At 69.6% G+C, this 12740-nt stretch carries 8 protein-coding genes and 2 pseudogenes; 3 read left to right on the top strand and 7 right to left on the bottom strand.

Annotated features, from left to right (window positions below):
- Positions 1-74 precede the first annotated feature (74 nt).
- On the top strand, positions 75-1355 hold the full coding sequence (locus EAO72_RS35055) for a PP2C family protein-serine/threonine phosphatase (RefSeq protein ID WP_222724133.1): 1281 nt from the start codon (positions 75-77) through the stop codon (positions 1353-1355).
- Between the two features lie 154 nt (positions 1356-1509).
- On the opposite strand, the gene EAO72_RS43515 is transcribed toward EAO72_RS35055, so the two are convergent.
- Positions 1510-2724: a hypothetical protein gene (locus tag EAO72_RS43515; RefSeq protein WP_148021062.1), complete on the bottom strand. Its 1215-nt coding sequence runs from the start codon at positions 2722-2724 to the stop codon at positions 1510-1512.
- A gap of 41 nt (positions 2725-2765) precedes the next feature.
- Here EAO72_RS43515 and EAO72_RS43510 point away from each other — a divergent pair.
- Positions 2766-3515, top strand: a pseudogene (locus EAO72_RS43510) (transposase family protein); the annotation flags it as partial.
- A 130-nt stretch (positions 3516-3645) separates the two neighbouring features.
- Here the strand turns inward: EAO72_RS43510 and EAO72_RS42295 are convergent.
- The 6 genes and pseudogenes from EAO72_RS42295 to EAO72_RS35015 all read right to left on the bottom strand — a co-directional run bounded on the left by EAO72_RS42295 (position 3646) and on the right by EAO72_RS35015 (position 11415).
- The gene (locus tag EAO72_RS42295; RefSeq protein WP_167526284.1) at positions 3646-3804 is read right to left on the bottom strand and encodes an OPA3 family protein; all 159 of its coding nucleotides are present in this window, start codon (positions 3802-3804) and stop codon (positions 3646-3648) included.
- Between the two features lie 548 nt (positions 3805-4352).
- Positions 4353-5771 carry a sugar porter family MFS transporter gene (locus EAO72_RS35040; RefSeq protein ID WP_148021061.1) on the bottom strand — a complete coding sequence of 473 codons (1419 nt, stop codon included), beginning with the start codon at positions 5769-5771 and terminating at the stop codon, positions 4353-4355.
- Between the two features lie 11 nt (positions 5772-5782).
- Positions 5783-6070, bottom strand: a pseudogene (locus EAO72_RS35035) (MFS transporter); the annotation flags it as partial.
- A gap of 209 nt (positions 6071-6279) precedes the next feature.
- A complete protein-coding gene (locus tag EAO72_RS35030) occupies positions 6280-10140 on the bottom strand; it encodes an AAA family ATPase (protein WP_148021060.1) in 3861 nt (1286 codons plus the stop codon).
- A gap of 342 nt (positions 10141-10482) precedes the next feature.
- Positions 10483-10695 (bottom strand): hypothetical protein, encoded by a 213-nt coding sequence (locus tag EAO72_RS35025; RefSeq protein ID WP_018551753.1) that lies wholly within the window; start codon positions 10693-10695, stop codon positions 10483-10485.
- A 438-nt stretch (positions 10696-11133) separates the two neighbouring features.
- The gene (locus EAO72_RS35015; RefSeq protein WP_148021059.1) at positions 11134-11415 is read right to left on the bottom strand and encodes an acylphosphatase; all 282 of its coding nucleotides are present in this window, start codon (positions 11413-11415) and stop codon (positions 11134-11136) included.
- Between the two features lie 144 nt (positions 11416-11559).
- On the opposite strand from EAO72_RS35015, the gene EAO72_RS35010 reads away from it, so the two are divergent.
- Positions 11560-12534 carry a CAP domain-containing protein gene (locus EAO72_RS35010; RefSeq protein ID WP_148021058.1) on the top strand — a complete coding sequence of 325 codons (975 nt, stop codon included), beginning with the start codon at positions 11560-11562 and terminating at the stop codon, positions 12532-12534.
- Positions 12535-12740: the final 206 nt, after the last annotated feature.

Genomic DNA, 12740 nt, shown 5'->3' with positions numbered 1-12740 from the left:
ACGTCGGCGCGCGTCGTGATCGGCCGGCGCAGTGCCGACCGGCATGCAGGCGGTCACGCGAAAACAGGAGCGTGATGATGACGCGCGGCCGCGAACGCATGTTCCAGGGTCTCCTCGACGCCAGTCACGGCATGTCTCTGGAGAACCTGCCGGATGTCGTCCGTGAACAGGCGGCACACGCCGGTCTACGCGAAGCATCGATCTACCTCGCGGATCTCCAGGAAGATGTACTGCGCCTGGTGACCGGTCACGGCCTGGACGCCGGGGGCAGCACCCGGGGCCGAGCGGACGACGAGCTGCCCATCGACGGCACGCCGGCCGGCCGGGCCTATACGCGTCTGACACCCCAGCGTGGCGAGGGAGCCGAAACGGGATGCTGGTGGACACCCCTTCTGGACGGAGCCGAGCGTGTGGGCGTCCTGCGGGTGGAAAACAACGACAGCGGCGAGCTGACCGTGCGGACCCTGCAACGACTGGCCTCCCTCGTCACCCTGCTGATCCTCTCGGTCCGCACCCAGAGCGACTCCTACGCACGGCTGGTCCGTACCCGGCCGATGACGGTGGCAGCCGAGCTGCAGTGGAACCTGATGCCGCCGAGGGCATTCGCCAGCGGGCAGGTGACGATCAGCGCCGCCCTTGAGCCCGCGTACGGGGTGGGCGGGGACGCCTTCGACTACGCACTGGCTGACGATGTGGTGCACTTGGGCGTCTTCGACGCGATGGGGCACGATGTCGCCGCCGGGCTGACCGCGAACATGGCGGTGGCCGCATGCCGCAACGCCCGCCGGCAGAACGCCACCCTCATCGAGACCGGCGAGTTCATCGAGCGCACCCTGATCGAGCAGCTCGGCAACGATCGCTACGTCACCGCGGCGCTCATCGACCTGGACACGCGCACCGGAGAAATCACCTGGACCAGCCACGCTCATCATTCGCCGGTCGTGGTCCGCGAGGGCACCTGGACAGGGCTGCTGCCTTGCCCGCCGTCGCATCCGCTGGGCACCGACCTCGGGATCGGGGCCACTCTGTGCCGGGAGCAGCTGAACCCCGGCGACCGGCTGGTCCTTTACACCGACGGCATTACCGAAGCCCGCAGCCCCGCCGGCGAAGAATTCGGCCTGGAACGCTTCATGGACTTCATCCTCGCCCACAACGCCGAGGGTCTCCCGGTGCCTGAAACGCTGCGCCGCCTCATCCACAGCGTTCTGGACTACCAGAAGGGCCAGCTCCAGGACGACGCGACCGTCCTCTTCCTGGAATGGCACGGCCCCACCCCGACCCGTCAAGGCTTCGGAGAGCTCCGCTCCCACCCGGACGAACCAGCGACGTCCCGCGTGAGCGGACGAGCAGACTGACGGCCTGAGGCCAGAACTCCACCGCTGCTGCGGCCCTCCGGACCCCGCTGCGCGGCTCGGTACGGAGGCCTCGAAAGCCCGCCCTCGCAACCTTCACCGCACGGTCGCAGGCAAGTTGCTGCCAGCTGATGCCCCGAGCTCCCCCGCGCGAACTCTACGAGTTCTTCTCCTCCTGGGCCTCGGCGGCCGCGCGCCGGTCCTGCCTCTCGCGTTCGCGGCGACTGTAGGCGGCCCGTCGTACGGCCTCCTCATCGGCCAGACCTGAGCCGAGAGCGCCGGCGAGAGTCCCGAGGCAGGCGGCCAGCCATGCCAGCGTGGCGTAGTCGGACAGCCCGACCTCGTGGTGGAGCATGCGGGACAGATAGTCGGCCGGGATGACAACGCAGGCGCCCAGGAACGTCGCGGTGAACAGCAGCAGGAACATGATCGCCACGCCCACGAACACGGTCAGCAGGGTCACTGCGTTGTACAGCGCGGAGAAGCGGCCCGACCGCGAGGTCGCCGGGCGCTCCCACAAGCCGTTGCTGAGCACCAGCCAGGCGATCATGGACGCGATGGAGAGCACGGTGACGAGCGCCAGACGGACGGTGCTGGAGGCGTCGGCCAACTGCCAGATGCTGGAGTAGAACACGCCGAAGGCGGCCCCGGCCAGAGCACCCGCCAGGGCGGGCGACAAGGACGGCACCAAGCGCCAGGGGCGGTTGGCACGTACCATCCCGGCGAGCAGCTGAGCCCGGCCGCGTCTGCCGGACAGCGTGTAGTGCAGGCCGGAACCATCGAGTTCCACGTTCGTCTCCACCAGGGGCTCGTCGCCCTCCGCGGCGTCGTCGTGCTCGCGCTCGTCGACAGTGTGGAACCGGCGGGGAAGAGCCGCGCCCGGCTGGGTCTCGTACCGTTCACCGTCCGTGGCCGGCTCCATCTCGGGAGCGAAGTAGGTGGTGATCAGGTGGACGAGGAGCTTCCGCGTCCTGCGCCGGATACCGAAGGCTCCCAGCGCGGTCAGCGAGATCAGTCCCACTCCCTGCTCCGGAGCACAGTCGGCCAGGATGGGACGGGCCTCCGCGCGGCGGGGAAGCTCCGTCAGCACGACTGCCGCGGTCCACGAAGCGCCGCGGTAGTCACGGGCGACCTCCAGGAGCCGCAGATCACCCGCCGAATCCAGCGGCAGCAGGCGGCGCACGACCTCCACCCGCCACGGGGCACCGGACGCACCGTTGTCGTCTGTGCACCGGGACAGGATCTCGGGCAGCTCGCTCGCCACGCTTCTCGCCACGTCCAGCGCCAGTCCTGGTTCGGCGATCAGACCGATCACACGCTCGTCGGACCGAGCACACGAGCTGGGCGGGGTGCGCGCATCATCGTCGGTCATGCATCAACGTTCGCACGCCACTGCGTTTCCAGGGCCGGCTCATGGCCCATCCCATGGACGCCGTCGGCCGGCACGGCACGCCCCTCCGTCCGCCGGATGGGGCTCAGGCCCGACGCGGCGCTGCCACTGCCGCGTCGGACGCGGTTGCCGTAGCCACGTCCCTGGCAGGCGTAGCAGACGACGGTCAGACCCAGGAAGAGGTAGCCGCTGTACGGTGCTTCCTTGAGGGCTCGGGGTTGACGGGGAGGTGGGCTGCTCAGGCGACGATCAGCAGCACGATCGTGGCGAACCGCAGCGGATGGCGGAGCGCCTGGCGCCGCCTGCGTGGCGGCATTGTGGTGGTGCAGGCCGTCGGAGTCCCTGGTGAAGTCTGGTCGTCGCTCTGCTCAGCACATCCGCGTGTGGTCGTGAACGTGCAGGTGGTGACCGACCCGGTTGGGCGGCTGCTGTGGATCTCGCCTGCACCGCCCGGCCGCACGCACGACCTGACCGCGGCCCGCACTCACCGGATCATCCGGATCTGCGAGCGTCAGGGCGTTCCAGTCCTGGCCGACCCCGCCTACATGGGAGCCGGACCGTGGGTGACGACGCCTATCAGACGCCCACCGGGCCGTGGCCTCACGCCCACGCCCACCCCACAGACCGTCAACCGGGTACTGTCCGCAGCACGGGCTCCGGTCGAGCGTGGTGTCGCACGGCTGAAGTCGTGGCGGATCTTCCGCGAGGCCCGGTGCAGCCCGAATCGAATGTCGTCAATCGCTGCAGCCGTACTCACCCTGAAGCGGCAACGCTTGAACCCAAGGCACCGATCTGTCACGAGGGGAGTCCGAGGAGATCCAGGCCCTTGTTCGATGCTCTGCTGCAGCGCGGTCCTGATCGACGGCAGGTTCGGGCTGAGGCGGTTTGGCCGAACCGTGGGCGTCAGCCGCCTCCGCCTCCGCCGCTGGTGTTGTCCGGACCGAGGTCATGCTCCCGGCTCTGGTTCGCGCCGGAGCCCCAATGCTCGTAGCAGATGAGCCCCGCCCCGATGAGCAGGACGATCCCCGTAGCTATCAGCGATATCCATGCGCCAGCGTCCACACTTGCGCATGTACCCACCGCTGTCAGTGCGAAGCCTCACCCGGGCCTCACATCGATCCGGAGCGGTTCAGCGCGTTGTCAACTTGGCTGACATGCAGCATGCCTGGGACGATTCTCCCCATCGGGGGAACGGACCGCGGCAACGAGGCGGCAGGGGCCCTGGCCCGCCGACTGGTGGCAGTCAGGGGGCGCTACCTCGACGGAGGAAATCGGCGCCGCCCCGCTCACCGAGGTCGTCACCTGGACGTTGGAGCACCTCCCGTGGCTCGGTGTGCCCGGGGGCCGGTACGGCGAGAGCGAGAGTGTGCGGTCGGCGACGAAGCCGCGTATCGCGCGGGCACGAGGTGAACCTCCACGAGATGTGCAAGCGGTCTTCCTTCCGAACGCCACCGCCAGCGTGCGGAGTTGGCCCCTGCCCCCCTCGGCAAAGGCAGTGGGCAACTCCGCGCGCCGGGCCGCAGCCTGTCTTCCGCTGCCGTCCGGTCGGCCCGGACGGCACCGGCACGCCGCAACCACCTCCGGAAGACGGCCGGTTGAGGCAGTGGGGATCAGCCCATCTCCTCCAGCGCCTTGCCCTTGGTCTCCTTCACGAACTTGATGACGAAGGGGATCGAGAGCGTGGCGAAGCAGGCGTAGATGATGTACGTCCCCGAGAGGTTCCAGTCGGCGAGGCTCGGGAAGCTCGCGGTGATCGCCCAGTTGGCGATCCACTGCGCGGAGGCGGCGACGCCGAGCGCGGCGGCGCGGATCCGGTTCGGGAACATCTCGCCGAGGAAGACCCAGACCACGACGCCCCACGAGAGGGCGAAGAACAGCACGAAGACGTGCGCGGCGATCAGTGCCACCAGGCCCTGGGTGTCCGGCAGCTTGCCGTCGACCAGGTCGGCGGAGAACGCCCAGGCCTCGAAGGCGAGGGCGACGGCCATACCGCAGGAGCCGACGAGGGCCAGCGGGCGGCGGCCCACCCGGTCCACCAGGACCATCGCGATCACCGTACCGATGATGTTGATGATCGAGGTCGTGAACGAGTAGAAGAACGAGTCGGTCGGGTCGATACCGACGGACTGCCACAGCGTCGCGGAGTAGTAGAASGCCACGTTGATRCCGACGAGCTGCTGGAACACCGACAGCCCGATACCGACCCAGACGATGGGCAGGAAGCCGAAGCGGCTGCCGAGCAGGTCCCTGAAGCTCGACTTGTGCTCGCGGCGCATCGCCGTCTCGATCTCGGTGACGCGGGCGTCGAGGTCGATGTTCGTRCCCTCGACCTCTWCGAGGATCTTCCGGGCCCGGTCCTTCTTSCCGACGGAGATCAGGAACCGGGGCGACTCCGGGATGGCGAACGAGAGCAGCCCGTAGAGCACCGCGGGGACGACCATCACGCCGAGCATCCACTGCCAGGCTTCCAGGCCGCCGATCTTGCCCCKCTGGTCACCGTCGGCGATCTGCAGGATGCCGTAGTTGACCAACTGGGAGATGGCGATGCCGATGACGATCGCMGCCTGCTGGAAGGAGCCGAGCCGGCCGCGGTAGGCGGGCGGCGAGACCTCGGCGATGTAGGCCGGGCCGATCACCGACGCCATCCCGATGGCGAAGCCGCCGATGATGCGCCACATCGCCAGGTCCCAGAGCGCGAACGGGAGCGCGGAGCCCACGGCGCTGATGGTGAAGAGCACCGAGGCGATCTGCATGCAGCGGATGCGCCCGATGCGGTCCGCGATCCGGCCCGCCGTGGCGGCGCCGATCGCACAGCCGATCAGGGCGATGGCGATGACCTGGGCGAGCGTTCCGGAACCGATGTCGTACCGGTCGCGGATCGCTTCGACGGCGCCGTTGATGACGGAACTGTCGTAGCCGAAGAGGAAGCCACCCATCGCAGCAGCAGCCGTGATGAAGATGACATGGCCGATGTGTTCCGGATGGGCCGCCCGGGCTCCGGACTCTGGTCCCTGCGATGTGCTGGTCACGTGAACTCCTAGGCGATCTGCATGCAGCGGATGCGCCCGATGCGGTCCGCGATCCGGCCCGCCGTGGCGGCGCCGATCGCACAGCCGATCAGGGCGATGGCGATGACCTGGGCGAGCGTTCCGGAACCGATGTCGTACCGGTCGCGGATCGCTTCGACGGCGCCGTTGATGACGGAACTGTCGTAGCCGAAGAGGAAGCCACCCATCGCAGCAGCAGCCGTGATGAAGATGACATGGCCGATGTGTTCCGGATGGGCCGCCCGGGCTCCGGACTCTGGTCCCTGCGATGTGCTGGTCACGTGAACTCCTGGGGCCTGGCCGCAACGTCAGGCGTGGGGGGTGAGCTCTTCTCAGTGGCGCATAACTTCACGCCTGCCACCACTTGAAGGTAAAAACGACGTTGCAGAGACTATGCGTTCAAGTTATGAAGTCAAGATTCCAACCTGGCCTGACATCTACCCAGGAGCACGCAAAAGGTACGTTGAAGTCTTGAAGATTAAGTAAAGGCTCAGCGCAGTCGCTGGCTGATCACCTTGGACACGCCGTCACCCTGCATCGAGACGCCGTACAGCGCGTCGGCGACCTCCATCGTCCGCTTCTGGTGCGTGATCACGATCAGCTGCGAGCTCTCCTGGAGCTCCTCCATGATCCGGATCAGCCGCTGCAGGTTGGTGTCGTCGAGCGCCGCCTCGACCTCGTCCATCACATAGAACGGGCTCGGCCTGGCTTTGAAGATCGAGACCAGCAACGCCACAGCTGTCAGCGACCTTTCCCCGCCCGACAGCAGGGAGAGCCGCTTGACCTTCTTGCCCGGCGGCCTGGCCTCGACGTCCACGCCGGTCGCCAGCATGTTGTCCGGATCGGTCAGGACGAGCCGCCCCTCACCCCCCGGGAAGAGACGCGAGAAGACGCCCTCGAACTCCCTGGCCGTATCCCGGTAGGCCTCGGTGAAGACCTGCTCGACCCGCTCGTCGACCTCCTTGATGACCTGCATCAGATCGGCCCGGGTCTTCTTCAGGTCCTCCAGCTGTTCGGAGAGGAACTTGTGCCGCTCCTCCAGCGCCGAGAACTCCTCCAGAGCGAGCGGATTCACCTTCCCGAGTTGCTGATACGCCCGTTCGGCCGACCTCAGCCGCTTCTCCTGCTCGGCCCGGACGAACGGCTTCGGCTGGTTCCGCGGGTGCTCCGGATCCTCCGGCAGCTCCTCCCCCTCGGCCGCGGGGGACGGCGGGACGAGCTGGTCCGGTCCGTACTCCGCCGCCAGACCGGCCGGCTCCACACCCAGCTCCTCCAGGGCCTTCGCCTCCAGCTGCTCTATCCGCAGCCGCTTCTCGGCGCCGAGCACCTCTCCCCGGTGGACCGAGTCCGTCAGCTTGTCGAGCTCGCCCTTGAGCTCGCGGCCCCGGTGGCGTTCGGCCGCCAGCTCCCGCTCCCGCTCGGCCTTCGACGCCTCTGCGGCGGCACGCTCCTCCTGCGCCCGTACGACGGACACCTCGACGTGGGCGAGCAGCTGACGGGCACCGGACGCGACGGCCGAGGCCACCGCGGCCTCGTGGCGCAGCCGGGCCCGGCGCTGCTCGACGCGGGCGCGGGCCTCACGTTCGGCACGGGCCCCCCGGTCGAGGGAGTCGGCGCGGCCGGCGAGGGCCTTGACCCGTTCCTCGTGCGTACGGACCTGGAGCCGGGCCTCCATCTCGGTCTGGCGGGCGTTCGCACCGTCGGCGGCCAGCCGGTCGCGCACGGCGGTGTCGGGTTCCTCGTCCGCACCGTCCTGCGCCGCCTCCTCGGCCACCAGCAGCCGCTCGGCCAGTTCCTCGGCCTCCTGGGTCGCCCGCTCCAGGGCCTCCTGGGCGCGGGCGGCGGACGCGGTCATCCGCTCGGCCTCCCCGGCGGCGCCGCGGGCCTGTCCGGCCAGCCGGCCCAGCTGCTGGGCCACCCCGGACTTCTCCCGCTCCGCGGCCCGGCGGCGCTCCCCCAGCTCCTCGACGAGCGCCGCGCAGTCACCGCGCCGCTGTGCCGCGTTCCGCTGCGTCCCGGCCAGCTCCGCGCACCGCACGGCGAGTTCGGCGAGCTCCGCCGCGGCCTCGTCCACGGACGCCTGGACCTCCAGGAGGCTGGGCGCCCCCGCCGAGCCGCCGTGCGCGAAGTGCGCCGCGAGCACATCTCCCTCGCCGGTCACCGCCGTCAGCTCCGGATGGGCGGCGACCAGATCCTCGGCGTCCTCCAGCGTCCCGACGACCACCATGTCCCGCACCATTCTGCGGACCGCGGCCATCAGTTCGACGGGACCGCTGACGAGATCGGCGACGGCGGGGGCACCCCGGCCGGTGAGAGCCACGGCGAGCGAACGCCCGGCTTCCACCGCCTCGGTCTCGGCCGGACGCCCGGACCCCTGCGCGTACGCCTCGGCCGGCGTCCCGGACCCCTGCGCCTCGGCCGGCGTCCCGGACCCCTGCGCCTCGGCCGGACTCCAGGCTCCCTCCGCCTCCGCCTCCGCCGCTCCGCGAGGGGCGCGGGGTGCGGCGACCTCCGGCGGGCGCGGTACGGGCTCCGCGCTCTGCCCGGGGACATGGGCGGCGCCCGGATGCTGACCGGGTACGTGTCCCACGGAGTGCGAGCCGCCGGGGACGACGCTGCCCGGGCTCGCGCCTCCGCCGCCGAGCAGAAGGGACGCGCGTCCCGCGTCCTGCTTGCGGAGCAGCCGGATCGCCTCCGCCGCCGTGGCCGCGTCCGTCACCGCGACCGCGTCCGCAGCCGCGCCCAGCGCAGCGGCCACCGCGATCTCGTGTCCCGGGGCCACCGTGAGCAGTTCCGCCGCCGGTCCGAGCAGCCCCGTCAGCCGGTCCCGGGCGCCGAGCAGCGCACCCGTGCCGTCCTTGCGGCGCAGCCCGAGGGCCAGTGCGTCGTGGCGGGCCGCGACCGCGGCGCGCTCGCGTTCGGCGCCGGTGAGGTCGTCCCGGGCCGCGGACAGCGCGCCCTCCGCCTCCTTCAGTTCGCGTCGGGCCGCCTCGTGCCGCTCGCCGAGCTCCGTGTCCCCGGCGTCCAGGCCGTCGACCTCGGCCTTCAGCTGCTCGTACTCCTCCTGGGCCCGGGCCGCCCGCTCCCGCGCCTCGTCGCGCGAGGCGGCCAGCCGGTCGATCTCCGACTGCGCCGAACCGGCCCGGCTGCGGGCCGCGTTGACCTGTCCGTTCAGCCGGGCAAGGCCTTCACGGCGGTCGGCGAGCGCGCGGGCCGCGTCCTTGAGCCTGCGTTCCTCGGCCGCGAGTTCCCGTTCCAGTTCGGCCCGGTGGGACGCGGTGTCCTCCAGCGCGTGCTCCGCCGCCTCCAGCGCCGCGGTCAGCTCCGCCTCCTGCTCGCGGATCCGGGCTGCCTCGCGCTCCATGTCCTCGGGGTCGCGTCCGCGTCGTTCCTCCTCGGGCGGCGCGGTGGCGCTCTTCACCCGGGCGTCGGCGAGCGAGACGGTGCCGCGTACGCGCTCGGCCAGCTGCGACAGTTCGTACCAGGTCTGCTGGGCCCGCTGGAGCCGGGGCGTCAGCCGCCGTACCTCGCCCTCCAGTTCGGCCTCGCGTCCGAGCGCCGCCTTCAGTTCCGCCTCGGCCGCCTCGCGGCGCTGCTTCAGCGCCGCCTCGTCGGCGATCTCACTGCGCAGAGCGGTGTGCAGGCGGACCAGGTCGTCGGCGAGGAGGCGCAGCCGGGCGTCGCGCAGGTCGGCCTGGATCACGGCGGCCCGGCGGGCCACCGCGGCCTGGCGGCCCAGCGGTTTCAGTTGCCGCCGCAGTTCGTCGGTGAGGTCCTGCACCCGGGCCAGGTTCGCCCCCATCGCGTCCAGCTTCCGCAGCGCCTTCTCCTTGCGCTTGCGGTGCTTGAGGACGCCGGCGGCCTCCTCGATGAAGGCGCGGCGTCCCATCGGGTCCGCGTGGAGCACGGAGTCCAGCTGGCCCTGGCCGACGATGACATGCATCTCCCGGCCGATACCGGAGTCGGAGAGGAGTTCCTGGATGTCGAGCAGCCGGCAGGTGTCGCCGTTGATCTGGTATTCGCTGCCGCCGTTGCGGAACATGATCCGGGTGATCGTCACTTCGGCGTACTCGATGGGCAGTGCGCCGTCGGAATTGTCGATGGTCAGCGATACTTCCGCCCGGCCGAGCGGCGGCCGCCCGGTGGTGCCGGCGAAGATCACGTCTTCCATCTTGCCGCCACGCAGGGATTTGGCACCCTGCTCCCCCATGACCCAGGAGAGCGCGTCCACCACATTGGACTTGCCCGACCCGTTGGGGCCGACCACACACGTGATCCCCGGTTCGAACCGCAGGGTGGTGGCGGAGGCGAACGATTTGAAACCACGCAGGGTCAGGGCCTTGAGATGCACGCCGCCGGACTCTACCTTTCACTCTCGGTTTCGCTGATGAAGGTGCAGGGCACATCAGACGGTAAGGGAAGGGGTGTACGTCCGGGGCGGGACGGGCGCGGTTCGGAGGGGAAAAGAAAGAAGGGACGCCGAAGCGTCCCCTGCAAATCTTGTGCAATGCTGCTGGATCTCGTGCAGCGTCGTCGGATCCGCACCCGATGAAGGCGTGCGTGCCCGGATCAGTGACGAGGCACATGAAGGAAGCAGATCAAAAGCAATTGATCTTCAATGATCCGGTGACGATCCGGCGATGATCCCGTGCGGCTGACGCGTGCGGCCCGACCGGCCCCTGAGGGCCGAAGGTCAGGTCAGCGCCGGCTCCGCCTGAGGTACGTCGATGTCGATGCTGTCGAGCAGCGACTCTTGGTGCTGGGCGGCGGCGTTGAGCGCGTCGTTTTCATCCTGAATCCGTACGAGCTCGGACTCAAGATCCTGGACGCGCTGCTGAAGCCGTCGCATCTCGGCGAGGAGTCGCGGATCGGAACCGCCGACGTAACCGAGAAGCGCCTTTGCCATGATGGATGGTCCTCCACACTGAGTGACCGACCGATGCGGTGTGGGTCGTGAGGGAATCGCACCCGCGGTGCTCGGCAGTGCTCTGTGTCACTGCTGTTCTGCTGCCAAACAGCTCTGCCGAACAGCTGAGGTGCGCGGGGATTTCAGCGTCTCACCAAAAAGTTTGACGGTCAACACGATCACACCCTGTAGAGGCGGGCGTCCCGGGGGCGCGCGGCTTGACGATCATGCGGCGCGACTCTCCAGCGGGGCCCTCAGGGGCGCGTGGATCATCCTTCCTGCCGCAGCCTGGCATGGCAACCGAATCTTGGCAACCACCGGGTCATTCCGCAGGTCATTTCATGTGTACGCATGACCGCGCCCTTCCTCGTCACCCCCCGCCGCGCCTCGAACACGGCCCGAACACGAGCCGTGCCCCTCCCCCTCCAAGAGGCCGGATCAGCGGATCGCGAATCCCTCATATCCGCCCCGCGGCGTGTCCCAGATCTCAGTGACTCCGTCAACGCGGCCGGGTGTGTCGTCCGAGCGCAGCCAATCCAGCAGACGGTGGCAATTCTCACGCGGCCCTTCCGCCACAACCTGCACTCTGCCGTCGTCGAGATTGAGGGCGAATCCGGTGAGGCCACCGATCTCCAAAGCGTTTGCCCTGGTGAACCAGCGGAACCCTACTTGCTGTACTCGGCCGCGTACCCAAGCGGTGAGCCGTACATCTTCGTTCATGCCCGAACGCTAACCGGCCAATTGCTTTCGGAGCACTTCTCGCCGAAACGCGATGGCGTACAGTCCCCTCGCAATAGCTTCACTCGATCGGGTGAGTCAGGGTGCGCCGACAACGGCGTCCAGATCGTCAGAAGGGCACAGCAGATGGGACGCCATCGACGCTCCGCCGCAGCTCCCGCCGCTGAACGGACCACGGAGGGAACCGCAGGCCAGAACCGGGGGGCCCGTCGCAGGAAGCGGTCCGGCCTGCCGGTACGTACGGGACTGATCGGCGTCTCCGCGGCCATGGCCGTCGGAGCGGTGGCGGTGGCCTCCGGCCTGCTGCCCGGCGGCGACAGCTACCACGTGAGCGGCGGCCCGGCCGCCGACCAGGTGCGCTCCGAAGGGGTCCCGGACCTGCTGACCCAGGGCGGCTCCACGACGGCACCCACCGACCGCGGTTCCGCCTCGATCCCCGCGAGCCGCGGCACCGAGCGCCCCCAGGCCCCCACGAAGTCGGCCTCCTCCAAGGCCGGCACGCCGTCCGCGTCCCCCTCGAAGACGTCCGAGCCGACGAAGACGAAGACGAAGGAAGCGGCGGCCACCGCCACGGAGCAGGCGCGGCGCTCCGCCTCCAAGACCCCCTCCGCCGGACCCACCAGGAGCTCGGCGCCGGCTTCCGCCTCGTCGAGCCCGGCCAAGCCGACGGCCAAGGCCTCGGCCTCCGCGCCTGCCGCCCGCAAGACCACCGCACCGGCCGCCGCCACCTCGGCCCAGGCCGCCGTGCTCGCCCTGGTCAACCAGGAGCGTTCCAAGGTCGGCTGCAGCCCGGTGACCGCGAGCTCCTCGCTGGCCTCGCTCGCCCAGAGCTTCAGCGACGACATGGCGGCCCGCGGGTTCTTCGACCACACCGACCCGGACGGACAGTCCCCGTGGGACCGTGCCGCGAAGGCCGGGGTCTCGGGTCTCGGCGGCGAGAACATCGCCCGCGGCCAGGCCGACGCCGAGGCCGTGATGGAGGCCTGGATGAACAGCGAAGGCCACCGCGCGAACATTCTCAACTGCGACTACAAGACGCTCGGCGTCGGCGTCCACTTCGGTTCCGGCGGCCCCTGGTGGACCCAGGACTTCGGCTTCTGAGGGTTACCTCAGGTTCCCCGACGACCCCGAAGGCCTCCGCGCCCCGCCCGTTCCACACCCTGACCCGCACCCGATCGAGTGAAGCTATTGCGAGGGGACTGTACGCCATCGCGTTTCGGCGAGAAGTGCTCCGAAAGCAATTGGCCGGTTAGCGTTCGGGCATGAACGAAGATGTACGGCTCACCGCTTGGGTACGCGGCCGAGTA

This window comes from Streptomyces sp. OR43 (genome assembly GCF_008042275.1).
In the GTDB taxonomy this organism is placed as follows: Bacteria; Actinomycetota; Actinomycetes; order Streptomycetales; family Streptomycetaceae; genus Streptomyces.
This window is presented reverse-complemented; position numbering and strand designations above follow the sequence as displayed.

Bases quoted from the DNA above. Each gene is read 5' to 3' on its own strand.
- EAO72_RS35055 (WP_222724133.1), top strand. From the start codon at position 75: ATGATGACGCGCGGCCGCGAACGCATGTTCCAGGGTCTCCTCGACGCC.
- EAO72_RS43515 (WP_148021062.1), bottom strand. From the start codon at position 2,724: ATGACCGACGATGATGCGCGCACCCCGCCCAGCTCGTGTGCTCGGTCC.
- EAO72_RS35025 (WP_018551753.1), bottom strand. From the start codon at position 10,695: ATGGCAAAGGCGCTTCTCGGTTACGTCGGCGGTTCCGATCCGCGACTC.
- EAO72_RS35015 (WP_148021059.1), bottom strand. From the start codon at position 11,415: ATGAACGAAGATGTACGGCTCACCGCTTGGGTACGCGGCCGAGTACAG.
- EAO72_RS35010 (WP_148021058.1), top strand. From the start codon at position 11,560: ATGGGACGCCATCGACGCTCCGCCGCAGCTCCCGCCGCTGAACGGACC.